We start from the raw sequence: 24,976 nt of genomic DNA on the forward strand, positions 1-24,976 counted from the left end.
TCATTTCGCGGTTACCCGGGGAAGAGCGAGGTCGATTTTCGCGGCCTCGGCGCGCGCGACTTCGGCGGTCAGCGGCAGCCATTTGCCGTCGCGCTGGATGATCGCCTGGCCTTCGCGGCTGAGCACGAAGCGCAGGAACTCGCGCACCGCGGGCGCCATCGGCTGATCGGGCTGCGCATCGGCATAGGCATAGGTTTCGAGGTGCAGCGAATAGCTGCGGTCCTGCACGCTCTTCAGCGTCGGCAGCACGAAGGGACTGGCCTCGTCGCGTGCGACCGGCACCATCACCGCGCCCTTCACCTTCACGCCCGGATCGGCGAAGGCGATGCCGCAGCGGTCGCGCACCGCCGCCGCCACGCGATCTTCGCCCGGATGCGTCCGCTTGCCATTCTTCAGCGCAAGCGGGATTTCGCGCGCATTGTCGTTCCACATATTGCCGCCGACGAGCACCTTGCGCTCGAACACCGACATCAGATGATATTTGAGCGGCGGGACGTAAACGTCGATCGGCTTGTCGGCGCAGAAGCCCGTGACGCCCAGATCGCGCCACCAGCGGATATTCCGGTCCGCCCCGCGCCCGGCCTGCCGCCGCCAGGTCGTCGAGACCCAGCCGCCGCGGCGCGGGCCGCCGAAGATGCCGTCGAGCTGGCGGATGGTCAGACCTTTAAGCTTCACATCCCGGCCGGTGAAGACCGCGATGGCGGGGCTCCAGCCGGCGACGTCGAACGATCCGGTCGCGATCTGGATTTCGCGCGGGCTGCGGTCGCGCTTCAACTGGAAATCATAGACCTCGCCCGCGAAATAGCTGCTCCAGCGGCGCCCGATCGACAGGTCGACGGCGTCGTCGTTGAGGTCGCCGTCGCGGATCTCGAAGCGCACTTCGGGCTGGTGCCGGTTGAAGGCCGCGATCAGCGCCTTGCCCGCGGTACTGCCCATCAACTGCCCGCTCGCCGGCATCCGCACCGTACCGGCAACCGGCGCGGCCGGGGCATAGACGGGGAGCCCTGACAGGTCGAACGCGGTCTTGTAGTAAGCGCGCGTCGCGACGGTCCGGCCCGTCTCATCGGGGCTTTCGCCATCCCATTTCTTCGGCGCCAGCTGGTCGAGTTGCAGCCCCAGTGCATGCGGGTCGACGCGCTCGCCGGTGGTGTCGAGCTTCGCGCGCATCTCGGCGGCGCGCACGGCGGGCAAGGTGATCCATTTGCCGTCGCGCTGCACGCCATCCTGCCCGTCGCGGCTGAGCATGAAGGTCAGGAATTCCTTGACCAGCGGATCGAGCGGCTGGCCCGGCGCCACGCGCACCTGCGCCCATTGTTCGATGAACAGCGGATAGGAGCGGTCGCGCAGGCTGGTCAGCGAGATCGGCACGAACGGCCCCGCCGCGCTGGCACCGATCGGCACCGCGCGGATGCCGGGACGGTTCGATCCCATGTCGGAAAAGGAGATGCCGTAGCGGTCGGCGGACATGTCCCTGACCATTTCCACCGACGAGGAATAGCGCGTGCCGTCGGGGTTCGCCTCATGGCTATATTCGAGCGTATTTTCGTTCCAGACGTCGCCGCCCTGGAAAATCTTGCGCTCGAAACCAAGCTGGATGTTGTACTTTAGCGGGCGGCCGTAGATCATGATCGGCTTGTCGGCCCATTCGCCGGTGAGGCCGAGGTCGCCCCAGGTGCGGATGTTCTTTTCGGGCCCGCGCGCGACGCCCGGGTCCCAGGTCGTGCCCTTCCACCCGCCGGTGCGCGACCCCGCAAAAATGCCGTCGAGCTGTTCGACCGACAGATGTGCGATCGGGTTGTCCTTGTGGACGAAGATCACGAAGCCGGGGCTCCAGCCGGGCACGTCGTAACTGCCGGTCGCCCAGTCGATCTCGAACAATCGCTCGCCGGTCGCCTGCTCATATTGCGAGGCGGCACGCAGGCGGTCGGAAATGCGCGGCCCGGTCTCGATATCGACCGCGCCCGACGCGATCGTGCCCTTGGGCAGGATCACGACCTTCACGCCCGGATGGAAGCGCTGGAAGGACTCGATCCACTGGTCCTTGATCAGCCCGTCGTGGAGATAGAGGCCCGACACGCGGATCGTGCCCGTCAGCTGCTTCGCGGGCCGATAGGGCGGCAGGTCGGCCAGCGGTTGAAGGTCGGTATAGAAACGCTTGTGCTTGCGCGCATCGGTACGCGCGTCATGCTCGCCGCGGATGATGATATTCTCGCGCATTCCGTCGCCGAGGCGCTGGAAAATCTGGTCGTAGGTTTCACCGGTCGGACGCTTGTCCTCCTGCGCCAAGGCGGTGGTCCCCGCGGCGAGAAGGATCAGCGACAATCCGGTCAGAGGCTTTTTCATCGGCTCCGCTTCTTCGGTTAGTGCCGGCACTGCGGGACGCGCATCGCGCAGTGCCGGCCGACCCGGCCCGCGATGTCACGGCATCGCGGGCTGGGCGATCAGCATATCAGTCGAGCTTCTTCAGCTGCTCGGCCAGATATTCGGGGGTCAGCGGATAATAATAGCCGACCCGGGCGATGATTTCCTGACCTTCGCGGCTGAGCACGAAGCGCATGAATTCGCGTACCTTGGGATCGAGTTTCTGACCCGGCGCCTTGTTGACGTAGAAATAGCCGTCACGGATCAGCGGATAGGTGCGGCCCGCCACCGAGTCCGGCGTCAGCGCGACCGCGGCACCGCCGCCGCGCGGGATGACCCTCAGCACCTTCACATCGGGATAGTTTTTGACGTGCATCAGCGAGGCGATGCCGATGGCGTTCGGGTTCTTCGACAGGTCTTCGAGCGCCGCGGTGCTCGCGATATCCTTTTCGGTACCCGGGACCGCCTGCTTCGCCTCGACATATTCGCGGAAGTTGGGGTTCATCTTCTGCGACCAGTAAAGGAGGTGGCGCTGGATCGCGATCGCGAAGCCCGGCGCGACATAGCCGAAGGTTTCGACCTCCTTGTTCGCCATTGCGCCCTTGACGCCGAGCTGGCCCCAGGTGCGGATCAGCTTCGAGCGGTCGAGCGCATATTTCGACGTATATTTATAGTCGCCCTTGTACAGTTCCCAGCCGCCGGTGCGTTCCGAGCCGAACAGCCGTTCAAGCTGGTCCATCGAGATTTCGTTGAGCGGATTGTTCTTGTTGACGACGATCGCCCAGGCGAACAGCGACCCGCGCTTTTCATAACCGCCGGTCGCGACCGAAATCTCGGTCGGCATATAACCGAAGGCGTTGTAGAAGGGCATCATGTCGGTGATCTTGGCATCGTCGCCCATCGGCGCGACGTCCGAGACGCCCATGTAGAGACCGGCGATGCCGCCCTCGCTCGACGGGATATGGCTCGTCGCCATCTTCGCCTCGGGGTGGAATTGCGCGAAGCCGGCGGCGAGCTGCGGCACGGCATTCTTGAGCTCGCTGCCCACGATGCGCAGGCCGCCGACGACCCGGAATTCGGGCTTGTACGACGGCAGGTTCGGCAGCGACGGCGGCGGCAGTTCGCGATAGCTCGACAAGGTTTCCGGGCCGGTCGTGCGGAGCGAATCCTTGACCTTGTCGAACGCGGCGTAGGTCGCATTGTCCCGGAGGAGCTGCGGACGCAGCACGCCCTTGAAATCCTCGGACTTGGCGAAGGCGACCGGATCGCGATATTCCATCAAGAGCCAGGTCTTGCCGCCCGCGCCGCGTTCCAGATACATGGTGTAGCGCATCAGCAGCTTGCCGGCGATCTGGCCGTCCATCAGCGGCTTGATATAGCCGGTCGCGAATTCGCGCTGCTTCGCCTCGGGCGCGGTCGGTTCGTACATGTTGATCTTGAAGACCGAATTGTTCGAATCGCGCGGGGTCTTTTCGCCGTGGGTCAGCACGTCGACGCGCTTGACGTCGAGCGCGGCGGCGAGCTTCGGCTGGCCCTCGCGGACCCACGCCTGATAGCTGCCCTCGGTCGGGAATTCGAGCGCGACGAACCGGCTGAAGGCCGCGCCCTTTTCCTCGTCAGCCTCGAGCCAGATGGCATCGGAGACCTGGCCCGACTGGCGCCATGCGGCCAGCGTGGTCGCCAGCCCCTCGGGCGTTTCGGTGCCGACGGGCACCTTGATCAGCACATTGGCGGTCTGCGCCAGTGCCGGTCCGGCGAATGTCGCGACCAGCAGGAGCATCAAGGCCCCCCAAAGCTGGCGCAGGCTGAAAATTCTGACCTTCATCGCTCTTCCCCTTTGGCCCCGCGTGCATCGCGGGGCATTGTTGCAGTTCAATCGAGTTTGGCGCGCTGTTCGGCGAGCATCTTGGCGGGCAGCGGCAGATAGCCGGCGTCGGCGACCATCTTCTGCCCCTCGTCGCTCAACGCGAAGCGCAGGAACTCGCGGAAGCGCGGCTCCATCGCGGTGCCCGGCTTGCGGTCGAAATAGATGTAGATGTTGCGGACCAGCGGATAGCTGCGGTCGCGAAAGCTCGCCTCGCTCGGCAGGACATAGTTGGTCGTGCCGCGCGCGGCGAGCGCGACGGGCTTGAGCCCCTCGATCTCCTTCGCCTGCGACATCACCGACCAGCCGATCGCGCACGGGTCGTTCGCCAGCCGCTCGCCCAGCATATGCTTGGCGCCGAGGCGGCCGTGGTGGCGCTCGTCGGCCGGGATCTGCTTGCTGCCGGTTTCGACATGGCCGCTGTAATTGGGGTTCCACTTGTCGCTGCCGCCGAGCACATGGAGCTGGAAGAAGCGGGTGGTCCCCGACGGGCCATGGCCATAGGTCTTGATCGGCTTGTTCGCGCAAGGGCCGGTCCTGACGCCGAGCTGGCGCCAGGTGCGGATGTCCTTTTCGGGGCCGCGCGCGTCCTTCTCGGTCCATTCGAAGCCGCGCAGGCCGCCCGACCGCTCCGACCCGAAGATGCCGTCGAGCTGCTCGACGGTCAGCTGCTTCAGCGGATTGTCCTTGTGCACGAACACCACCGGCCCGTTCGAGCGGCCCTCGCGGTCATAGGAGCCCGACGCGACCACGACATAAGAGGCGTGATAGCCATGGGTTTCGAAGAAGCTCAGGGCCTCGACGATCGCCGGTTCGCCGCCGTTCGGGCCGAGGTCGGTGACGTTGGTCACCAGCGCCGGAAAGGCGGCGTCGCTCGTCGGCAGGGTGTTTTCGAACACGATCTCCGGATGCAGCTTCCTGAACGCCTCCTGCCACTGGACCAGCACCCCGCCGAGGCCGAAGCCATAGTTGCGGATGGTGCCGCTGACGGGCTCGCCCTTCTGATAGGGTTCGGCGTTCGCCGCCGCGGCCCCGGTCGCGACGAGCGACAGGGCGACGAGCGACCGCAAGGCATGACTACGCATGATGCTGACGACCCTTTGCATGATCAGAAGGTGAAGCGCGTGGTCAGCGTCGCGTAGCGCGGCTGGCCGGCCTGGATCTGGACGCGGCCCGACGAACCGGCGCCCGAGCTTTCGTAATATTTCTTGTCGAAGAGATTGCCGAGCTTGAGGTTCACCGAGAAGCGCTCGGCCTTGTAGTAGATCCCCGCGTCGACGAGCAGATATCCGGGCAGGTCGAGCGGTTTGAGGTCGTCCTTGTTCGTGGGCAAGATGCCCGCACGCGGACCGGTATAGGTTACGCCGAGACCGATACCGAAACCATTTTCCCAGTCGTAGCGGGTCCACAAATTGGCCGCATCCTTCGCGACGTTGGCGAGCGGCAGACCTTCCTGAAATTTCTGATCCTTGACCGAAGCGCTCAACACGCGGGCGTTGATATGGGTGTAACCGAAAATGAACTGCCAATTATCGATCGGCTCATAATTCCCTTCGATTTCAAAGCCATCCGACCGCGCTTCGCCGAGCTGTGCCGAACAGCTGCCGAGCGGGCATTGGAACTGCGTAATCTGGCCCGTCTGATCGATGCGATAGAGCGCTGCGGTTGCATTCAGGCGGCCATCGAGCAGATCCTCGGCCTTGATGCCGACCTCATATTGTTTGCCTTCGAGCGGCTTGAAGAAGTTATTTCCGTCGGCGTCGAAGATACCGGGATCGGCCGGCACAAAGGATTCGGCATAGCTGCCATAGATGGTGATATTGTCCTTCGGCTGGAGCAGGATGCCAAAGCTCGGCAGAAAATCCCGTTTGGTAATGCGGGTATTGACCACGGTCGGCGTATTGCGTGCGTCGGGCTGCACCACGGCCTTTTCGCGGAACTTGCGAACCGAAGCGCTGACTTTGAGCCAGTCGGTCACGGTAATCAGGTCCGACAGGTAGATGCCCCAGTTGCTGGAATCGATGATGCGGTGCGTCAGCAAACTTGCCTGACCGGTCAATGCCGGATTGAGCGCCGGCAAGGACTCGAAACTCGGAAAGGCACTGAAGTCGGGATTGTAGAGACTGATGTCGAGACAGGTCCCACCGGCAGGGCATACGCCAGCGGCGTTGCGATTGTTCGAGTTGAAGAATTTCAGGCGATTTTCGCTTACCTGATCCTTGCCGGCGTTAACCCCGACGAGCAGCTTGTGTTCGAGCCCGAAGGTCTCGAACTCGCCGTTCAGGTTGATGTCGACATAGTCGTATTTGCGATCGGTCTTGAGTTCGCGGGCGCGGCGGGTGACGCGGAACTCGCCCGCGATGCGCGCGACGTTGACGCTCGAAAATTCCTGCTGGTGGCTGCTGTAGTCGACGTGACGGCCGCTGACGTTGAGCGCCCAGTTTCCGAAGTCATGCTTGAAATAGGCGCTCAGCGCCTTGCCTTCCTCGACGCGGAAATCGTCGGGCGACTGATAGGTGGTGGTGATCGGCGCGACCGCGTCGATATCGTAGATCGTGCTGGTCACCGAGGTGAGCCCGTCGAAGGGCGCCGCCAGACCATTGTCGAACTTCTCGCGTGTGCGGCGATATTCGCCCTGAACCGTCAATGTGGTGTCGGGACCGATTTCCCAGGTCAGGCTGGGTGCGACGAAGGTCTGCTTCTGATTGGCGAAATCGCGGAAACCGTCATTGTCGCCATATTGGGCGACGAGGCGGTACATCAGCGCGCCGTCGCCGGCGAGCGCGCCGGTCGAGTCGATCGAACCGGTCAGGCCGAAATGGTCGAAGGCATGGCGGTTCTTGCTGAGCCAGGTGTTGCCGCGCAGTTCGATCGTCGTCGCGGCCTGCGCCTGCGGCTTTTTGGTGATGATATTGACGAAGCCGCCCGGCTGGATCTGGCCGTAAAGCACCGACATCGGACCCTTCACCAGTTCGATGCGCTCGACGCCGATCGTCGGCGGCGAACCATAGCGTCCGGTCAGGCCCGGCAGGCCGTCGACCATGATCGAGTTGCGGTCGTCGCCGCTCGACTTGAACCCGCGCAGCGTGATGTCATAGGCGGTACCGCCCGACTTCTTGAGGCCGGTCATGTAGTTGTAGAGGTCGGCGACGCTCTGCGTCTCGAGCGACTTCACGAACTCGTTCGAATAGCTCGACACCGAAAAGGGCGTGTCGAGGACGGGGACGTCCATCTTCATCGCGCTCTTCGACCCGTCGTCGAGGAAGGTGCCGGTGACGATGATGGCTTCGTCTTCGGCCGCCTCGTCCTCCTGCGCGCCGGCTGCCGCCTGGTCGTCGTTCGTTTGCGCAAAGCCGGGCGTTGCAGGCACCAGCGCGAACAGGGCGGTGGCGATCATAAATCGTGCGGTCTTCATCTTCTCTTCCCCTTCATTCACCCCGCGGTTGCCCCGCGTGGGTGGAAAATCCAAAACGGTCTTTGGTCTCAGGTCATCGAGACCAGCGGAAATATCCCGGTGGCCATTGCGGTCGCCGTCATCAGCAGACAGATCGCGACGGCCCATTTCAGCGTAAATTTCTGGTGGTCGCCGAACTCGACGCCGGCGAGACCGACCAGCAGATAGGTCGACGGCACCAGCGGGCTCAGAAGGTGGACGGGCTGTCCCATCAACGACGCGCGCGCCATCTCGAGCTGGCCGATGCCATAGTGGCCGGCGGCCTCCGACACGACGGGCAGCACGCCGTAATAAAAGGCGTCGTTCGAGATGAAGAAGGTGAAAGGCATGCTCGCGATCGCGGTGATCGGCGCCAGATAGGGACCCCATGCATCGGGAATGATCGCAAGGAAGCTTTTCGACATCGCATCGACCATGCCGGTACCGCCGAGGATGCCGGTGAACACGCCGGCGGCAAAGATCAGCGAAACGACCGCGATGACATTCTTGGCATGTTCGGCGACCCGGCGACGCTGCTCGTCGACTTTCGGATAATTGATCACCAGCGCCAGCGCGAAACCGATCATGAAGAGGATCGGCAGCGGCAGCACCGCCATGATCAGCCCGGCCATCAGGGCGATCGTCAGCAGCGCGTTGACCCACAGCAGCTTGGGCCGGCGCAGTGCCTCGGCCTCGCCATTTTCGGCCGGTAGCAGCGCCGATTCTTCCATCAGCCCGTCATTGGCGAGGCCATCGGGCGAGGCGTCGGAGCGCATCGCTTCCCGCAGCGCAGCGCCGCTTGTCGCCGCCGAACTCAGCGAGCCGAAGGCATAGGCGGGTTGCAACGCAAGGACGCCCAGGCGGCGGCGCTCGGCCAGCCCCAGATGCCAGGCGAGGGCGATCACGCCGATCACGCCGACCACCATGGTGGGGATCATCGGCACGAAGATGGCCGAGGGGTCGATCTGAAGCGCGCTGGCCGCACGGGCCAGCGGACCGCCCCAGGGCGTCAGGTTCATCACCCCGCCCGCGAGGATGGCGACGCAGGTCAGGTTCAGCGCGTTCATCCCGAGCCGGCGATAGAGCGGCAGCATCGACGCGCAGACGATCATATAGGTCGTCGAACCGTCGCCATCGAGCGATACGAAGGCGGCAAGAACGGCGGTCCCGATCACGACCTTCAGCGGATCGCCATCGACGACCGCGAGGATGCGGCGAACCACCGGGTCGAAGAGCCCGGCATCGATCATGATTCCGAAATAAAGGATCGCGAACATCAGCATGACGCCCGTCGGTGCGAGCGTCTTCACACCGTCGATCATCATCTCGCCCAGCTTCGGACCGCCGAAACCGCCGACAAGCGCGAAAAGGACCGGAATCAGGATCAGCGCGACCATCGGCGACAGCCGCTTGGTCATGATCAACGCCATGAACGTGATCACCATTCCAAAGCCAAGCAGGGTCAGCACTGGGTTACCCCCGACATCTCTCTCTCCATCCCCGTACCGCTCGTGGCGGTATTCGATTGTCGCGGCATCATGCCGCGCGGCCGATCAGTCCGGCTCTATGATGGATGTTCTGACAGAGGTTGCTGTCACCGGCCTGTCATGGCAGCGACAGCGTGGATTCCGCCGCTCAGCGTGCGCTGTGGCCGCTCCACAGGTCCAGCAAACGCTGGCGTTTCTGCGCGTCGAGATAGACGAGAAGGCCGGGTCCCAGTGCGATCGGGCGGAGCGGCCCGACGCTTTTTTCGGCGATGCCCAAGCGGCTGTACGGCCCGTCGATCTCGGGCCTCACCGCGCTGAGCCGGCTTCGGTTGGTCAGGATTCGCTGCCCGCGAATCGACAGCAGATATTCGAGGAACAGATGCGCCGCCGCCGCCTCGGGTGCGCTTTTCGGGACGACGGCCGTGCGCGCGACCGCCAGCGTATAGTCGCTGGGGTAGACAAGTTCGAGGTTGCTCGACCGATCGGCCTCGGCGCGGGCATAGGAGCCGAGGACGTTATAGCCGACCGCGAGCTCGCCGCTTTCGATCCGGCGCAACACCTCCGACGTCGTGCCCGCGGTCACCACCCGGTTGTCGCGAAACGCCTCCGCGATCGCGCCGAAATCGCTGCTTTGCCGGGCATCCTGCGATACGACGAGATAGCCGACGCTGCTGGTGGCGGCGTCATAGGTGCCGATCCGGCCGCGCCAGAATTCGGGATCCTCGCGCAGCGCGGCGAGCAGTTCGGGTCGCGACATCGGAATGCGCCGCCCCGCCATCGCCTTGCGGTTGAACACCATGACGACGGGTTCGAAGGTGAAGCCCAGCGCCTCGTCGCGCCACCGCGCCCAGCCGGGCACCATCGCCGCGTTCGGCGACCGGTGCGGCGCGGCAAAGCCGTCGTTCACCAGCCGCACCTGCAAATCCATCGCGGCGCTGAGCAACAGGTCGGCGGGCGATCCCTCGCCGGCGCTTTCCTCGCGAAAGCGCCGGTCGAGTTCGGCGGCTTCCAGATCGACATATTCGATCAGGATGTCGGGGTGGGTGGTCCGGAAATCGTCGATGACCGGCTGAAAGACCTCAAGGTCCGAAGTGCTGTAGATCGTCAGGGTTCGCGTTTCGGCGGCGGCGCCCCGGTCGGCGGCCTTCTCGGCACAGCCCGCCAGCGAAAGCAGGCAGAATAGCGCGAAGATCATGCCGCGCATCATGACCGTCGCGCCCGGCGCGGCAGCGCGATCTCGACCAGCAACCCGCCGCCCTCGCGGTCGCCGAGCGTGATCACACCCCGATGGCTTTCGACCGCGCGGCGAACGATCGCGAGGCCGAGCCCCGCCCCCGGTTCGTCGTTGTTGCGGCGGGCAAAGCGTTCGAACACCTGTTCGCGGTCGTCCGGCCGGATTCCCTTCCCGCGATCGGCGACGCTGAGCAGATAGCCGTCGGGGGTCTCGACCAGCATCAGCGAAACCTCGCCATGTTCGGACCGGCCGTGGGTCAACGCATTCTGGATCAGGTTCTTGACCACTTCGCCAATCATCACCCGGTCGCCGACCATCGGCGCCTGCGCCAGCGGGCTGGTGAAGCGGACGTCGCTGTCTTCGGCCATCGGCACCGCCTCGCGGACGCTCTGGCGGACGGTCGCGAGCAGGTCGAATTCGGTGAAGACCCGGACGTCCGAGCGGTGCTGGACCGTCGCGTCGCTGAGCATCTGGTTCACCAGCCGCGTCAGTTTCGCGGCGTTGCGGCGGATCGCGACGAGGCTGCCGCGCATGTCCCCCTGGTCGCCGTCCTCCGCCAGCTGCGCCTGCGCCTGGATCACCGCGAGCGGGGTGCGGAGCTGGTGCGCGGCGTCGCCGATGAAGCTGCGCAGCGTATCGATATTGTCGTGCAGCCGGCTCATGAAACCGTTGATCGAATCCACGACCGGCGCGATTTCGGCGGGAACGGGCGTGACGACCGGATTGAGGTCTTCGGGCTGGCGGCTCGCGAGTTCGCCGCTGAGCCGGCCGAGCGGACGCAAGGCCAGCGTGACCCCGAACCACACGACGCCGAGCGCCACGACCGTCATCAGCAGGATCGGCGCCAGCGAACCGAACACAAGGTCGCGCGTCAGCGCGTCGCGCGCGCGGCGGGTCTGACCGACCTGTACATAGACCCAGCCCGTCGTCCCCGGCTGCGCGATCTCGCGCGCCAGCGACACGAAGCGGACATCCTCGCCCCGATAGCGCGCGTCGTAGAATTGTCCCGATGTGTCGCTTTCGCTGCGCACGCTGCGGCGCTGCGGCACGTCGGGCAGGTCCGGATAGCCGGTCACCGTCCGCCGGTCGGGTCCGACGACACGGTAGAAGACCCGGTCGTCGGGCGCCGCCGACAGCATGTCGAGCGACGAATAGGGAATATCGACCTGCACCTTGCCGTCGAGGATCGACAGCGTTTCGGCGATCGAGAGCGCCGACCCGCCGAGCAGCCGGTCATAGGATTTGTCGGCCGCCAGCTTGGCATAGGACATCGCCGCGGCGTAGAGCGCGACCATCCCGATCAGGAAGACGACCCCCAGCGTCCCCGCGAGGCGAAGCCGCAGCGAGGTGGTCCGTGCGGTCACGATGTCGCGGGGGCTTCCGCGACATAGCCGACGCCGCGCACGGTGCGGACGACCAGCGCGCCCTCCAGCTTGCGGCGCAGGCGCCCGATATAGAGCTCGATCGCATTAGGACCGGCATCGTCGTCGAAATCGAAGAGCTGCGAGGCGATCTGGTCCTTGCTCAGCACGCGCCCCATGTTGCCGATCAGGATTTCGAGCAGGCGGAATTCGCGGTTCGGCAAGGTCAGTTGCGTGTCGCCGACCCGCACCAGCTTGGCGTTGCGATCGAAGACCAGGTCACCGATCGCGGTGACGTTCGACGCCATCCCCTGCGAGCGGCGCAGCAGCGCGCGGCACCGCGCGTCGAACTCGCGAAAGTCGAACGGCTTCGACAGATAATCGTCGGCGCCGACGTCGAGCGCATCGACCCGGTCCTCGATATTCGACCGCGCGGTGAGCATCAGCACCGGGGTCAGCGACCCCCGCCGCCGCATCGCGCGCAGGACTTCGAAGCCATCCATCCCGGGCAGGCCGATGTCGAGCACCACGACCTCATAATCCTGGTAGCACAGCACATCGTCGGCGGCCTCGCCGTCGGACTGCAGATCGACCGCATGCCCCTCGCGGCTGAGCCGCTTGAGCAAGGCGTCGCCCAGATCGGGATCGTCCTCGACGACCAGAATTCGCATCGCAACCCTCTCCCTCGGCCACTCCTCGGGCCGGTCCGTCGTCGCCGTTCATCGACAGCTTCGCGACAGATTAGGGACCTAACTAGGCATGTAAACGAGCGCGAGGCAAGCCCTCCCGACGCCGAAAAGAGCAAATGGAGAGGAAAAAAATGGCAGAAAACCGGACTTTCGGAGGCCGCTTCGCGGCCCGACCGCGCACGCCCCTGCGGGCCGCCGCAATCGCCCTTTCGCTGCTGTTCGCGACCACCTCATCGGGGGCGATGGCGCAGTCGGCATCGGCCGAACAGATCGCCGATCTGCAACGCCAGCTCGACGCGCTGAAGGCCGAACAGGCGCAGACCGCGGCGCGCATCGCGCAGGTCGAAAACACGCTCGGCCGGATCACCGGCGTGCCCGTCGCACCGCCGCCCGCGACGCCGGTCTCGGGGGCGCCAATCTCAGGGGCTGTCGCGGCCCCCGCACCGGTCGCCCTCGCCGCCAAGCCGGCGTCGAAGCTCCAGCTCTCGGGCGATGTGCGCGTCCGCTATGAAAGCAATTTCGGCGATGCCGACGCGCGCAACCGCGACCGCGGCGTCGTCCGGGCGCGGCTGCGCGCCAATTATGCGGTTTCGGACCATATCATGGCGGGCGCCCAGCTTTCGACCGGCGACGACGACGATCCGAACACCGCCGATGTGACGCTGTCGAACTGGGACGACGATCTGCGCGTCAGCCTCGACCAGATCTACCTGCGCGGGACCTGGGGCAATCTGGTCGTCCACGCCGGCAAGATTCCCCAGCCGTTCCGCCGCACCGACCTGGTGTGGGACGGCGACGTCAGCCCGCAGGGCCTATCGGCGGCCTATAAGCAACCGCTGCCCGGCGGCGCGTCGATCAAGGCCACCGGCCTCTATTTCCAGATCGACGAAGCGAGCCGCGCCAAGGACAGCAGCATGGTCGGCGGTCAGATCGAATTCGCGACCGCGCCCGGCGTCTTCCACGCCGAACTCGCGGCCGGCTATTACGACTATCGCCTGAACTCGATCACCGGTGCCGATTCCGGCGACTTCCGGTCGAACCTGCTGACCCCGGCGGGCCGCTACCTCTCGGACTTCGACATGCTCGACATCGTCGGATCGGCGACCTTCGCGGGGCTGGGCGAGCGCTGGCCGGTCCAGCTGATCGGCAATTATGTCCATAATTACGGCGCGGCGGTCGACGCCGACACCGGCTATGGCGCCGACCTGTTCGTCGGCCGCGCCTCGAAGCCGCACGACTTGCGCTTCGGCTATGGCTATAGCCGGACCGAGGTCGATGCGGTGCTCGCGGCGTTCAGCCACGACAATATCGACATCGCGACCAACTATCTGCTGCACTCGCTGAGCGTCGATTATGTACCCCGCGCCAACACGCTGCTCAACCTGACGCTCTATCAATATCGGCCGCTCGACCCGCTCTATGCCGGGACCAACCAGCCGCGCGACTGGCTGAACCGGGTGCGGCTCAACTTCTCGGTCAATTTTTAGCGAAACGGAGCTTTTCTCCCGAGCTCCCGCATCGGAGCCGCGCGGTCCACGGGTCGCGCGGCTCTCTTTTTGTCCCCCCGGCGCCCGTCACAGGCATGAAAAAGGGCGACCCGATCAAGGGCCGCCCTTTTCCGTCATGCGATTGGCGTGCGCTATTTGACGATCGAGAAGAGCGCCTCGGTGCTCGGGATCTTCGATGCCACCGCATCGCGGATGCGAACGCCGGGCTGCATGAAGTCGATGTCGATCAGCCCGCTGTCGGGCGACTGCTTGAACGCGAGGACCATCGTGACCGGCAGATATTTGCCCGACTGGTCCTTCAGCGGAACGAGGATCGAGACCTTCTTGTTGAAATCGGGGGTGCCCCATTTCGATTCGACCTGGGTCACGCCCTTCTTGGCGGTGATCACGTCGCCCGGCGACGAGACATTGCCGACGCGGTCGGGAAAGGTGCCCGCGATCATCGTATAATCGGTCATGCCGGCGGGGATGGCGTGGATCGTGATGCTGACCAGTTCGGGATGCCCCGCGACGATGCCGTCGACGATCGACTGGGCCAGATTCTTGCCCGCGGGGGCGACCCAGTTCTTCGCCGTCTGCGGCGTCGAGGCGGCGCGCGGAATTTCATCACCGGCCTGGACGGTCATCGGCATCGTCATAAACATGGCGGCAGCCGCCACCTTGAACATAAGCTTGGTCATGGAATTCTCCTCTCACCGGATTGCGGATCCGCCTGTTCTGGTCGGCACCCTTGATCCCGGAATAATCGCCTTGGCTGTCACTCGGCTGTCGCGGTGGCGACCGGCGGCGGCATTTCGACGGGTGCGTCGACCAGCGGATCGGCAGGGTGCAGCGCCGCGTTCAGCGCGTCGCGGTCGAGCCCGCCCTCCCAGCGCGCGACGACGATCGTCGCCACCGCATTGCCGATGAAATTGGTGATCGACCGGCATTCGCTCATGAACCGGTCGACGCCCAGGATCAGCGCCATGCCCGCCACCGGCACGGTGGGCACGACCGACAGCGTCGCCGCCAGCGTGACGAAGCCCGCCCCGGTCACCCCCGCGGCGCCCTTCGAACTGAGCATCGCGACCCCCAGCAACAGCAATTGCTGGCCGAGCGACAGTTCGACCCCGGTGGCCTGCGCGATGAACAGCGCCGCCAGCGTCATATAGATGTTCGTTCCGTCGAGGTTGAAGCTGTATCCCGTCGGCACCACCATGCCGACCACCGCCTTGGGGCAGCCCGCGGCCTCCATCTTTTCCATCAGGCTGGGCAGTGCCGACTCCGACGAGGATGTCCCGAGGACGAGCAGCAGTTCGGCGCGCAGATAGCGCAGCAGGCGCCAGAGCGAAAACCCGTTGTAGCGCGCGACCGCCCCCAACACGACGAAGACGAACAGCGCCGAGGTGATGTAGAAGGTGGCGAGCAGCGCCGCGAGATTGGCGAGGCTGCCGACGCCATGCTTGCCGATGGTGAAGGCCATCGCGCCGAACGCGCCGATCGGCGCCGCGCGCATCAGGATCGCGACGAGGCGAAAGAAACCCGCCGCCACCGAATCGAGGATGGTCAGCGCCGGCTGCGCCCGATCGCCGACCAGCGCCAGCGAAATGCCGAACAGGATCGCGAGGAACAGGACCTGGAGGATATTGTGGTCGGTGAACGCGCCGACGAAGGTTTCGGGGATGATGTTGAGCAGGAAGCCCGTGAGCGTCGTGTCGTGCGCCCGCTTCGTATATTCGCTGACCGCGGCGGTATCGAGGCTGGCCGGGTCGATGTTCATCCCCGCCCCCGGCTGCACCACATTGGCCACGATCAACCCGATCACCAGCGCCAGCGTCGAGAAGCAGAGGAAATAGATAAAGGCTTTGCCCGCGACGCGCCCGACCGATTTCAATTCGCCCATGCCGGCGATGCCGGTGACGATGGTCAGGAAGATGAGCGGCGCGATCACCATCTTGACCAGCTTGATGAACGCATCGCCCAGCGGCTTCAGCGACGCCCCGACGTCGGGCCACAGCACGCCGACCAGGATGCCGGCCGCGATAGCGACGAGAACCTGCACATAGAGCTGGCCATAAAGCTTCGGTCGTTTGCCGTCCGCCGCACCCGGCGCTGCCGTCATTGCCACCAAGATCCATCCTCCCACCGACGCCGACCGGTCTTCGTCCCGACGGACGTGCGATCATTCGTTCCAAACAGCGAAAATTAGCGCGCGCAACTGTCGTCTGACTGTCAGCCCTATGCCGCATGGCCGTCAGCTTCGCATCAGCCAATCGGCGCTAGAAAAGATCGCAATCTGGAATAAGGATCACAACATGCGATTTCCCGCCATCCTCGCGCTCGCCATATTGACCGCCGTCCCGCTTGCGGCCGGCATCGCTCCCACGGTCGCCCATGCGTTTCAAAAGTCGAAGAAGGGCGACGCCGCCAAAGCCGAACGCAAGCGCGCCGAGCAGGAGGCGATCCGCGCCGCGGTGCAACGCGGCGAAGTTCTGCCGCTGCCCCGCATCCTCGCCATTGCGCAAGCCAAGGTTCCGGGCGACATCATCAAGGTCGAGCTCGATTATGAAAGCACGGGGATCGAATATGAGGTCAAGATCCTGACCCCGGCGGGCCGGGTGCGCGAGGTCGAGATCAACGCCCGCACGGGAGCCATCCTGCGGATCGAGGATAAATAATGCGGGCACTGCTGGTCGAGGATGATCCGGACCTCGCCGACGATGTCGCGCGTGCGCTCGGCGCCGCGGGCTTCGTCGTCGATCGCAGCACAAACGGCGAAGACGCCTGGTTCCAGGGCGATGTCGAAAATTACGCGCTCGCCGTCCTCGACCTCGGCCTGCCGCGCCTCGACGGGTTGAGCGTGCTCAAGCGCTGGCGCGACGGCGGGCGGACGATGCCCGTGCTGATCCTGACCGCGCGCGGCGAATGGACCGAAAAGGTCGAAGGCATCGAGGCCGGCGCCGATGATTATATGGCCAAGCCCTTCGCGATCGGCGAACTTGTCGCCCGCGCCCGGGCGCTCGTCCGCCGCGCGGCGGGGCATGCCAGCACCGTGCTGGCGATCGGCGACCTGTCGATCGACACGGCGCGGATGACCGCGACCCTCGGCGGACGGCAGACCCAGCTATCGCAGCTCGAATATCGGCTGCTCAATTTTCTCGCGCATCAACAGAGCCGGATCGTGTCGGCGGGCGAAATCGCCGAGCACCTCTACGGCGCCAGCGACGGCAGCGATACCAATGCGGTCGAGGCGATCGTGACCCGGCTGCGGCGCAAGCTCGGCAGCCGCATCGTCGAAACGCGGCGCGGACTCGGCTATCTGCTGACCGGCGAGGCCGGGTGAAGCGGACGTCTCTCCGCCTGCGGCTGTTGCTCGGCGCGACGGTCGCCATCTTCGCGGCGCTCGCACTCGCATGGGGCGGCATATCCTGGATGTTCCGCCAGCATGTCGAGCGGCGCGAAGAGGCCGAACTGACGGCGCTGGCCGAACAGGTGATCGGCGGCCTGACGGTCAATGCCGCGGGCAAGCCGGTCATCGCCCCGGCCCCGGTCGAACCGGCCTTCCAGTCTATCGCGAGCGGCCTTTATTGGCAGGCGCGCGGTCCCGGCGGTACCGACCAGTCGCCGTCGCTATGGGACCAGAGCCTTCCGGCCTCCGACGCCGCGGCCGACCGCTGGACCAGCGCAACCGTGCCCGGCCCGTTCGGCGCGCAGTTGACGATGGTCAGTCGCACAGTCCGCCCCGGCAGGGGCGACATCGGCATCATGGTCCGGGTCGCCGCAAATGACGGCGAGATGCGCGACGCGCTCGGCGCGTTCGACAAACAGCTCGCGCTGTCGCTCGGTCTGCTCTGGCTCGTCCTGTCGGCGGCGGCCTTTGTGCAGGTCACTCTGGGCCTGCGCCCGCTGGACCGGCTCCGTCGCGACCTCGATCGGCTCCGTAAAAGCCCCGCCGCGCGGTTGTCCAAGGCGCATCCTGCCGAAATCCTGCCCCTGACCGAGGCGATCAACGCGATGGCGGAGGCCCGCGAGGCCGACCTCGGTCGCGCGCGCCGCCGGGCCGCAGATCTGGCCCATAGCCTGAAGACGCCGCTCGCGGTCGTGTCGGCGCAGAGCCGCCGCGCACGCGAGGGCGGCGCCGAAGCCGCGGCCGACGGAATCGACCGAGCCGTCGCGGCGGCCAGCGCGGCGCTCGAAGCGGAGCTCGCCCGCTCGCGCGCCGCCGCCGCGCGGGTGACCGGCGGCGAATGTGCGCCGCATGACGTGGTCGAAAGGCTTGTCGCCGTTGTCGAACGCGGCGAATATGGCGAGCGCGTCGCCTTCACCGTCGACGTCGACCCGGCGCTTCGCCTGCCGGTCGACCAGGTCGATCTTGCCGAGATGCTCGGTGCGCTGATCGAAAATGCGGCGCAGCACGCGCGCCGGCAGGTTCGCATTTCGGGGCAACGCGAATCCGGCGCCGTCACCCTGTCGGTCGCCGACGATGGCGAAGGCCTGTCGGAAGATGCCGCCTTCCGCGCCACGCAACGCGGTGTCCGCATCGACGAGGCGGGCGCTGGTCATGGCCTGGGCCTCGCAATCGTGCGCGACCTCGTCGAAGCGACCGAGGGCCGTTTGCGCCTGGGCCGCGCCGATCTGGGTGGATTGCTTGCCGAGCTCGATTGGGCCGAAGACCGGGATCAGGCGGTCTATCGCCCGGTTCGATGAATATGGTTGGAGGCCCGAGCCGGAATCGAACCGGCGTGCGCGGATTTGCAGTCCGCTGCGTCACCACTCCGCCATCGGGCCTCATGCCAAATTGCCGCACTCGCTGACGAATGGGCCGGGTGTTGGACGGACCGCGCTAGTGATGGGCTTTGGCCGGCTTGTCAAGGATTCGCCGATGGGACTTGGCGGCGGCGGCCGGGACAGCTATGCGCGGCGCTGCGGGCGCTCATGCTGTATTAGCATTGCAATACAGCATGGCTTGGGCTAGAGCGGACCGCAGCACGGGTCATTTCCAGGAATCGGACAGCGCTGATGGCGACCAAATTTGAAGACGCGCACTTGAACGGAATCACCGCCGCGGCGATGCGCGCGGCGATGATCGACAGCCAGCTGCGCACCAACGACGTCATCGATCCGGCGATCGTCGCCGCTATGGGCGCCGTCGCGCGCGAAGATCATGTGCCGCCGGCGCTGGCGAGCGTCGCCTATATGGACCGCGCGATCCCGCTCGGCGCCGGCCGCGCGCTCAACGCGCCGCTGGTCACCGGCCGGATGCTCGTCGCTGCGGCGATACGCCCCGGCATGCGCGTGCTGCTCGTCGGCGCCGCGACCGGCTATGCCGCCGCCTGCCTCGCGCAGCTCGGCGCCGAAGTCTTCGCACTCGAGGAAGAGGCCGGGCTCGCCGCCATGGCCCCCGCGGGCAACGCGACGACCTGGATCGCCGGACCGCTCCATGCCGGCGCCGCCGACAAGGGTCCGTTCGACCGCATCATCGTCGAAGGCGCGATCGAGACGCTGCCGCCGGCGCTCGCCGACCAGCTCGTCGAGGGCGGGCGGCTCGTCGCGGCGCTCCGCGACGGCGCGGTCACCCGCCTCGTCCAGGGGGTGAAGACCGGCGGCACGCTCGCGCTGCGCCCCTTCGCCGACATGGACGTCGCACCGCTGCCGGGTTTCGCCCGTCCCGCCGGGTTCCGGTTCTGACCGCCTTCATCTCCCCTCCGTTCCAGGCTGAAACGATGACGCACGACCGCAAGACGATTTCCTTCGCACGCCGCGGCCGCTGGCTCGCCGGTCTCGCGGTCGGCGCCCTCACCCTCGCGAGCACCGCGCACGCCGAAACGCTGCAGGGCGCGCTTGCCAAGGCTTATGAAAACAACCCGACGCTGACCTCCACGCGCGCCGGCCAGCGCGCCAACGACGAAAATGTCCAGATCCGCAAGGCCGACGGCCTGCCCAGCGTCGGCGCCGGCGTCGACTATCAGGAAAATCTCGTCCTCCCGGGCAACGCCTTCTTTTCGCCCAAGCGCACGCTGACCGTCGGCGGCCAGCTGACCGTCCCCATCTATCAGGGCGGCGCGGTCAAGAATGCGGTGAAGGCCGCGAAATATCGCGTCGAAGCCGGCCAGGCCGAACTGCGCGGGACCGAGGCGAACATTTTCTCGCAGGTCGTCGGCGCCTATATGGACGTGCTGCGCGACCAGGCGATCGTCCAGCTCAACCAGAAGAATGTCGCGGTGCTGCGCACCAACCTCCAGGCGACCAGCGACCGCTTCGAAATCGGCGACCTGACGCGCACCGACGTCGCCCAGTCGGAGGCGCGGCTCGCGCTTGCCGAGGGCGATTTGCGCAGCGCCGAAGCGACGCTGATCGGCAGCCGCGAATCCTATATCCGCCTCGTCGGCGAAGCCCCGGTCGACCTCGAACTGCCGCCCGCGCTGCCCAATTTGCCGGCGACCGCCGAGGAAGCCGTGGCGATCGCGCTCAACAACAATCCCGATCTCGAGTACGCGAACCAGCTCGTCAACGCCAGCCGCGCGGATATCAGCGTGGCGCGGGCCACGCGGCTGCCGCGACTATCGACGACGCTCAGCGGCGGTTACAACAACAACCTCAATTCGGTGACCAGCGCGACGTCGGAAAATGTCACGACGAGCACCCAGGCAGCGGTGTCACTGACCATTCCGATCTTCCAGGGCGGGCGCCCCGCGGCGCAGGTGCGGCAGGCGCAGTCGCGCAGCAGCCAGGCGATCGAAAATTACATCGGCACCGAACGCGGCGTCATCGCCCAGACGCGCGGCGCCTATGCCGCCTGGCAGGCGAACGAACGGATCATCGCCGCGACCCAGCAGGCGGTGAACGCCAACGGCCTGTCGCTCGAGGGCGTGCGCGCCGAAAACAGCGTCGGCACCCGCTCGATCCTCGACATATTGAACGCCGAACAGGAATATCTGAACACCCAAGTCCAGCTCGTTTCGGCGCGCCGCAACTCCTATGTCGCCGCCTTCTCGCTGCTCGCCGCGATGGGCAAGGCCGAGGCCCGCGACCTCGGGATCGAGGGCGGCGCGCTCTACGATCCCGCGGTCAATTACGAACGGGTGAAGGGCAAGGTCTTCGACTGGGACGACGATCCCAAGCCGCAACAGGTCGCGACCGACACCCGCGCCGTGCCCGCCGCCAGCTCCAATGTGCCCGCCGGCGATCCGCTGACGCCACAATAAGACTTGGCAAGCATCGCCCGGCACCGGTATGAACATGGTTAATCGCCCGGCTTTCGGTCGATGCCGCAGGGGGCCATAATGGGCGACATGTCGCGTGAACCGTCGATGGAGGACATACTATCGTCGATTCGGCGCGTCATCGCGCGCGACGAAGCCCCCGGTGCGGTGCGTGAAGTCCGCGCCCCGGCGCCCGAGGATGTGCTCGAACTTCACGACGAAGAGGATGAGGCCGAGGGTGCAGCCCCCGTCGCCGGCGAAGAAGAGCTGGTCTCCGCCGCCAGCGCCGACGCCGCGCGCCAGTCGCTCGAAGCGCTGACCGCCGCGGTGACCCCGGCGATCGCCGCCGCGGTGTCCGCCCCCGCCGCGACCGCCCGCACGATGGAAGATGTCGTCCTCGACGCGCTGCGCCCGATGCTCAAGGACTGGCTCGACACCAACCTGCCGCCGCTCGTCGAAGCGATGGTGGCAAAGGAAATCAGCCGGATTACCGGCAAGAAATTCTAACCGTTAATCCTCCCTGTCGCGCAGCGATGGGGAGGGGGACCGCCGCGAAGCGGTGGTGGAGGGGCCGCGGCCTCGCGCCAGCCTTTAACGGCGTCGGCCCCTCCGTCAGCCTCTTCGAGGCTGCCACCTCCCCATGCCTGCGGCACGGGGAGGATTATTTCGCCCAATCCTCCAACAGATATCTCGCGATCGCCAGCGGCGGCGGCGCCATGAACGGCGCGCCCATGTCGCCCGCCAGCGCCGCGCGCACCTCGGCGCGGTCGACCCACATCGCCGCCTCGATCTCGGTCGTGTCGAGGGTCAGCGCCGGATCGTCCGTCACCGCGCGCGCGCCGATCATCAGCGACGAGGGGAAGGGCCAGGGCTGGCTCGCCACATAGCTGACGTCGGACACACGGATCCCCGCTTCCTCGAACAATTCGCGCGCCACCGCTTCCTCGAGCGATTCGCCCGGCTCGACGAACCCCGCGAGCGCCGAAAAGAAACCCGGCGGGAAGCCGCCCTGCCGCCCGACGAGCACCCGGTCCTCGCATTCGGCGAGCATGATCACCACCGGGTCGACGCGCGGAAAATGTTCGGCGTTGCACGTCGCGCACTGGCGGCCCCAGCCGCCGCGGAACAACGCGCTCGGGCTGCCGCACACCGCGCAGAAGCGGTGCCGCGCGTGCCAGTCGACCAGGCTGCGCGCGCCGCCATAGAGCGCCGCCTCCTCGCCCGACAGCAGCGGCAGCAGCCGCATCACGGTGCGCGAGCGCGCATCGATCCGCTGGCTTGGCGCGGGTTCGCGGACGAAATGCGGCACCCCTGCCTCGTCGATCCCCAGCAGCATCGGCGCGCGATCGTCGGCGGGATCGAAGGCCTCCCACAGCAGCCCCCCGCCCTCGCCGGGCACGAAATCGATCCCGTCGAGCACGAGGCACCGCGCGCGCGGATCGGCGGCGACCGCCGCGAAGGCGGCGGCGTCGGTGCGAACCTGGTCGGCACGGTCGAGCCGCGCCCCGGTGAATCCCAGCGGCAGCGGCATCAGCCGAGGACGTCCTTGATCACGGTCTCGCCGAACTTCGCCTGGAACGAGACGGTTTCGGGCGGCATGATCTGCGTATAGCCGCCGACGCGATAGCCGAGCTTGCGGTGGACGAAGCCGATCGTCCCCGCCGCGCCCGCCCAGCCGAACAGCCCCTCGCCGCCCGGCGAGGTCGGCAGCGACACGCGGCCGCCGGCGCCGAAGCCCTGCCCGTCGACGAAGGTCCCTTTGCGGTCGACCGCGTCGCTCAGCATGTTCGACATCGCGAGCCGCGCGGTCTCGGCCTTCATCACCCTTCTGCCACCGGTTTCGCCTTCCCCCAGCAGCATCGCGAGAAAACGGTCGTAATCGCGCGCGCTCGACACAAGACCCCCGCCGCCAAACGGATAGGGCGGCTTGTCGAGATAGATCGAACTCGTCGCCGGGTCGAAGGGGATCAGCGCCCCGGCGAACGCCGCATAATTGCTCGTGAAGCGCCCGACGTCCTTCGCCGCGACCATGAACCCCGTGCTCGTCATGCCGAGCGGATCGAACAGCCGCGCCTTCAAAAAGGCGTCGAAGCTCTGGCCCGACACCACCTCGATCACCCGCCCCATCAGGTCGAGCCCGATCGAATAGCTCCATTTCGTCCCCGGCTCATAGACGAGCGGCAGCGCCGCGAGCCGGTCGGCCATCGCGGCAAGACTGGGCGCCGGGGTGACCGGCGGGAAGCCCGGCAGCGCCACCTTGCTCGCCTGCCCGCCGACGATGCCATTGTCGTCATAGGCCTTTTTGATCGGCCCCTTCTGGATGATGTTATAGCCGAGCCCCGCGGTGTGGGTCAGCAGGTGCCGCACCGTGATCATCGTCCTGGCGGGATGCACGGCGGTGATCGACCCGTCGGGGACATCCTGCACCTGCATCTTCGCAAAAGCGGGCAGGAAGTCGGCGATCGGCTGGTCGAGCGTCATCTTGCCGTCCTCGATCAGCAGCATCGCGGCGATGCCGGTGACCGGCTTGGTCATCGAATAGAGCCGCCACAAGGTGTCGGGACCGACCGGCACCCCATCGCTCAGCGACTGCACCCCGGCGCCGAAGAAGGCGGCGTCCTCTTGCCCCTTGCCGATCGCGGCCAGGGTGCCGGCGAGTTCGCGGCGGTCGACGAAGCCCTTGATGAATTCGTGCGTCGCGGGATAGAGCTGCGCCCCGCCTTCCTTCCACGCCCACGCCGCATGGGGGAGCAGCAGGCCGCCGCCGCCAAGCGCGAGGCCGCCGAGCATCGCGCGGCGCGAAACCATCATGTTCATGCATCTCTCTCCAGCATCTTGTCGGTCAGTTTGCGATAGAGCGTCGGCAGCCCCGCCGCGTCAAGCTCCGCGATCGGCCACCACAGGCCTTCCGCTGCGGCACCGTGCGATTCGGGCGAGACTTCGCGGCGCACCAGCACCAGCGTCAGGTCGAAATGGGTGAAGCCATGGTCGACCGACACCAGTCCCGACTCGCCCGGTGGCGCATCGCTCCACTCCCCGCCGGGCAGCGCGCGCATCCCGCCGAGCATGCCCTTGTCGGGGCGCGTGACCAGCCAGACCTGCCCGTCGCGCTCGATCCACCAGGCGACGCCATGCCGCCACGGCTTGGCCTTCTTCGGCGGCTTGACCGGCAACCGGTCGATGTCGGCGCGGCCGCGCGCGCGGCAATCGTCCATCACCGGACAGATCGCGCACGCCGGCGAGCGCGGGGTGCAGATGGTCGCGCCCAGGTCCATCAGCGCCTGCGCGAAATCGCCCGGACGATCGCCGGGCACCAGCGGCGCCAGGTCGCGCTTGATGTCGCGCTTGGCGGCGGGAAGCAGCGTCTCGATCAGCCGGTGGCGCGCGATCACCCGTTCGATATTGGCATCGACCACCACCGCCGGCCGGCCAAACGCGATCGCCGCGACCGCCGCCGCGGTATAGTCGCCGACCCCGGGCAGCGCGCGCAGCCCCGCCTCGCTGTCCGGAAAGACGCCGCCATGCCCGGCCACCACCGCCCGTGCGCAGGCGAGCAGATTGCGCGCCCGCGCATAATAGCCGAGCCCCGCCCACGCCGCCATGACGTCGGCGTCGTCGGCCGCGGCGAGGTCGGCGACGGTCGGCCAGCGCTTCGTGAAGCGCTCGAAATAGGCCGCGACCGCCGCGACAGTCGTCTGCTGCAGCATGATCTCGGCCATCCACACGCGATAGGGATCGGGCACCGCATCGCTGCCCGGCGGCACCCGCCAGGGCAGCACCCGTGCCGACCGGTCGTACCAGCCGAGCAGGCGCGCCGCGAAGTCTGAAGTCTGGACGCTCACCCCCCGCCTATGGCAT

The 24,976-nt window shown here is 66.5% G+C and carries 20 protein-coding genes and 1 tRNA gene; 7 read left to right on the forward strand and 14 right to left on the reverse strand.

The annotated features are described in order from the left end of the window. From AC07U1_RS03200 to AC07U1_RS03235, 8 genes are all read right to left on the reverse strand, one after another. Positions 1 to 2,343: a PstS family phosphate ABC transporter substrate-binding protein gene (locus AC07U1_RS03200; protein ID WP_495178921.1), complete on the reverse strand. Its 2,343-nt coding sequence runs from the start codon at positions 2,341 to 2,343 to the stop codon at positions 1 to 3. Between the two features lie 106 nt (positions 2,344 to 2,449). Then, positions 2,450 to 4,186, reverse strand: a complete 1,737-nt coding sequence (locus tag AC07U1_RS03205) for a PstS family phosphate ABC transporter substrate-binding protein (RefSeq protein WP_495178920.1) — start codon at positions 4,184 to 4,186, stop codon at positions 2,450 to 2,452. A gap of 47 nt (positions 4,187 to 4,233) precedes the next feature. Next, complete coding sequence (locus tag AC07U1_RS03210) at positions 4,234 to 5,310, reverse strand: PstS family phosphate ABC transporter substrate-binding protein (RefSeq protein WP_495178919.1); 1,077 nt, start codon at positions 5,308 to 5,310, stop codon at positions 4,234 to 4,236. A 23-nt stretch (positions 5,311 to 5,333) separates the two neighbouring features. Continuing rightward, positions 5,334 to 7,622, reverse strand: a complete 2,289-nt coding sequence (locus AC07U1_RS03215; RefSeq protein WP_495197638.1) for a TonB-dependent siderophore receptor — start codon at positions 7,620 to 7,622, stop codon at positions 5,334 to 5,336. Between the two features lie 86 nt (positions 7,623 to 7,708). After that, the gene (locus AC07U1_RS03220; RefSeq protein ID WP_492735590.1) at positions 7,709 to 9,127 is read right to left on the reverse strand and encodes a CitMHS family transporter; all 1,419 of its coding nucleotides are present in this window, start codon (positions 9,125 to 9,127) and stop codon (positions 7,709 to 7,711) included. Positions 9,128 to 9,293: 166 nt separating this feature from the next. Continuing rightward, entirely contained in the window at positions 9,294 to 10,352 is a 1,059-nt protein-coding gene (locus AC07U1_RS03225; RefSeq protein ID WP_495197639.1) for an ABC transporter substrate-binding protein, read from the reverse strand. Then, positions 10,349 to 11,743 carry a sensor histidine kinase N-terminal domain-containing protein gene (locus AC07U1_RS03230; RefSeq protein ID WP_495178916.1) on the reverse strand — a complete coding sequence of 465 codons (1,395 nt, stop codon included), beginning with the start codon at positions 11,741 to 11,743 and terminating at the stop codon, positions 10,349 to 10,351. The genes AC07U1_RS03225 and AC07U1_RS03230 overlap by 4 nt, the downstream gene beginning before the upstream one ends. Further along, positions 11,740 to 12,411, reverse strand: a complete 672-nt coding sequence (locus AC07U1_RS03235; RefSeq protein WP_495178915.1) for a response regulator transcription factor — start codon at positions 12,409 to 12,411, stop codon at positions 11,740 to 11,742. The genes AC07U1_RS03230 and AC07U1_RS03235 overlap by 4 nt, the downstream gene beginning before the upstream one ends. 260 nt (positions 12,412 to 12,671) lie before the next feature. Here AC07U1_RS03235 and AC07U1_RS03240 point away from each other — a divergent pair, with 260 nt between their 5' ends. Continuing rightward, positions 12,672 to 13,916, forward strand: coding sequence for a putative porin (locus AC07U1_RS03240; protein WP_495197640.1), 1,245 nt, complete (start codon positions 12,672 to 12,674; stop codon positions 13,914 to 13,916). Between the two features lie 152 nt (positions 13,917 to 14,068). On the opposite strand, the gene AC07U1_RS03245 is transcribed toward AC07U1_RS03240, so the two are convergent. Then, on the reverse strand, positions 14,069 to 14,617 hold the full coding sequence (locus AC07U1_RS03245; protein WP_056344672.1) for a hypothetical protein: 549 nt from the start codon (positions 14,615 to 14,617) through the stop codon (positions 14,069 to 14,071). Positions 14,618 to 14,694: 77 nt separating this feature from the next. Then, positions 14,695 to 16,038 carry a dicarboxylate/amino acid:cation symporter gene (locus tag AC07U1_RS03250; protein WP_056344674.1) on the reverse strand — a complete coding sequence of 448 codons (1,344 nt, stop codon included), beginning with the start codon at positions 16,036 to 16,038 and terminating at the stop codon, positions 14,695 to 14,697. 193 nt (positions 16,039 to 16,231) lie between these two features. Here AC07U1_RS03250 and AC07U1_RS03255 point away from each other — a divergent pair, with 193 nt between their 5' ends. From AC07U1_RS03255 to AC07U1_RS03265, 3 genes are read left to right on the forward strand one after another with little or no spacing between them, the layout of a single operon-like run. Further along, the gene (locus tag AC07U1_RS03255; protein WP_156377589.1) at positions 16,232 to 16,594 is read left to right on the forward strand and encodes a PepSY domain-containing protein; all 363 of its coding nucleotides are present in this window, start codon (positions 16,232 to 16,234) and stop codon (positions 16,592 to 16,594) included. Beyond that, positions 16,594 to 17,259 (forward strand): response regulator transcription factor, encoded by a 666-nt coding sequence (locus AC07U1_RS03260; protein WP_056344680.1) that lies wholly within the window; start codon positions 16,594 to 16,596, stop codon positions 17,257 to 17,259. Before AC07U1_RS03255 ends, AC07U1_RS03260 begins: the two co-directional genes overlap by 1 nt. Then, a complete protein-coding gene (locus tag AC07U1_RS03265; RefSeq protein WP_495178913.1) occupies positions 17,256 to 18,623 on the forward strand; it encodes an ATP-binding protein in 1,368 nt (455 codons plus the stop codon). Before AC07U1_RS03260 ends, AC07U1_RS03265 begins: the two co-directional genes overlap by 4 nt. 7 nt (positions 18,624 to 18,630) lie before the next feature. Here AC07U1_RS03265 and AC07U1_RS03270 read toward each other — a convergent pair. After that, positions 18,631 to 18,704: transfer RNA gene (locus tag AC07U1_RS03270), tRNA-Cys, on the reverse strand. A 231-nt stretch (positions 18,705 to 18,935) separates the two neighbouring features. Between AC07U1_RS03270 and AC07U1_RS03275 the strand changes: the two genes are divergently transcribed. From AC07U1_RS03275 to AC07U1_RS03285, 3 genes are all read left to right on the forward strand, one after another. Next, positions 18,936 to 19,604 carry a protein-L-isoaspartate O-methyltransferase family protein gene (locus tag AC07U1_RS03275; RefSeq protein WP_495178912.1) on the forward strand — a complete coding sequence of 223 codons (669 nt, stop codon included), beginning with the start codon at positions 18,936 to 18,938 and terminating at the stop codon, positions 19,602 to 19,604. 35 nt (positions 19,605 to 19,639) lie between these two features. Next, a complete protein-coding gene (locus AC07U1_RS03280) occupies positions 19,640 to 21,121 on the forward strand; it encodes a TolC family outer membrane protein (RefSeq protein ID WP_495178911.1) in 1,482 nt (493 codons plus the stop codon). An 87-nt stretch (positions 21,122 to 21,208) separates the two neighbouring features. Then, positions 21,209 to 21,625: a DUF2497 domain-containing protein gene (locus AC07U1_RS03285; protein WP_495197641.1), complete on the forward strand. Its 417-nt coding sequence runs from the start codon at positions 21,209 to 21,211 to the stop codon at positions 21,623 to 21,625. Positions 21,626 to 21,779: 154 nt separating this feature from the next. On the opposite strand, the gene nudC is transcribed toward AC07U1_RS03285, so the two are convergent. From nudC to AC07U1_RS03300, 3 genes are read right to left on the reverse strand one after another with little or no spacing between them, the layout of a single operon-like run. Continuing rightward, entirely contained in the window at positions 21,780 to 22,649 is an 870-nt protein-coding gene (gene nudC, locus AC07U1_RS03290) for an NAD(+) diphosphatase (protein ID WP_495178909.1), read from the reverse strand. Further along, on the reverse strand, positions 22,649 to 23,935 hold the full coding sequence (locus AC07U1_RS03295) for a serine hydrolase domain-containing protein (RefSeq protein WP_495178908.1): 1,287 nt from the start codon (positions 23,933 to 23,935) through the stop codon (positions 22,649 to 22,651). The genes nudC and AC07U1_RS03295 overlap by 1 nt, the downstream gene beginning before the upstream one ends. Next, positions 23,932 to 24,960, reverse strand: coding sequence for an A/G-specific adenine glycosylase (locus AC07U1_RS03300; RefSeq protein ID WP_495178907.1), 1,029 nt, complete (start codon positions 24,958 to 24,960; stop codon positions 23,932 to 23,934). The genes AC07U1_RS03295 and AC07U1_RS03300 overlap by 4 nt, the downstream gene beginning before the upstream one ends. Positions 24,961 to 24,976 lie beyond the last annotated feature (16 nt).

The organism is Sphingopyxis sp. GW821-FHT02C12 (assembly GCF_059421785.1).

Coding starts and splice junctions, on each gene's coding strand:
- AC07U1_RS03205 (WP_495178920.1), bottom strand. CDS start 4,186: ATGAAGGTCAGAATTTTCAGCCTGCGCCAGCTTTGGGGGGCCTTGATG.
- AC07U1_RS03235 (WP_495178915.1), bottom strand. CDS start 12,411: ATGCGAATTCTGGTCGTCGAGGACGATCCCGATCTGGGCGACGCCTTG.
- AC07U1_RS03280 (WP_495178911.1), top strand. CDS start 19,640: ATGACGCACGACCGCAAGACGATTTCCTTCGCACGCCGCGGCCGCTGG.
- AC07U1_RS03260 (WP_056344680.1), top strand. CDS start 16,594: ATGCGGGCACTGCTGGTCGAGGATGATCCGGACCTCGCCGACGATGTC.
- AC07U1_RS03250 (WP_056344674.1), bottom strand. CDS start 16,038: ATGACGGCAGCGCCGGGTGCGGCGGACGGCAAACGACCGAAGCTTTAT.
- AC07U1_RS03275 (WP_495178912.1), top strand. CDS start 18,936: ATGGCGACCAAATTTGAAGACGCGCACTTGAACGGAATCACCGCCGCG.
- AC07U1_RS03255 (WP_156377589.1), top strand. CDS start 16,232: ATGCGATTTCCCGCCATCCTCGCGCTCGCCATATTGACCGCCGTCCCG.
- AC07U1_RS03215 (WP_495197638.1), bottom strand. CDS start 7,622: ATGATCGCCACCGCCCTGTTCGCGCTGGTGCCTGCAACGCCCGGCTTT.
- AC07U1_RS03240 (WP_495197640.1), top strand. CDS start 12,672: ATGGCGCAGTCGGCATCGGCCGAACAGATCGCCGATCTGCAACGCCAG.
- AC07U1_RS03200 (WP_495178921.1), bottom strand. CDS start 2,343: ATGAAAAAGCCTCTGACCGGATTGTCGCTGATCCTTCTCGCCGCGGGG.
- AC07U1_RS03210 (WP_495178919.1), bottom strand. CDS start 5,310: ATGCGTAGTCATGCCTTGCGGTCGCTCGTCGCCCTGTCGCTCGTCGCG.
- nudC (WP_495178909.1), bottom strand. CDS start 22,649: ATGCCGCTGCCGCTGGGATTCACCGGGGCGCGGCTCGACCGTGCCGAC.
- AC07U1_RS03295 (WP_495178908.1), bottom strand. CDS start 23,935: ATGAACATGATGGTTTCGCGCCGCGCGATGCTCGGCGGCCTCGCGCTT.
- AC07U1_RS03225 (WP_495197639.1), bottom strand. CDS start 10,352: ATGATGCGCGGCATGATCTTCGCGCTATTCTGCCTGCTTTCGCTGGCG.
- AC07U1_RS03285 (WP_495197641.1), top strand. CDS start 21,209: ATGTCGCGTGAACCGTCGATGGAGGACATACTATCGTCGATTCGGCGC.
- AC07U1_RS03245 (WP_056344672.1), bottom strand. CDS start 14,617: ATGACCAAGCTTATGTTCAAGGTGGCGGCTGCCGCCATGTTTATGACG.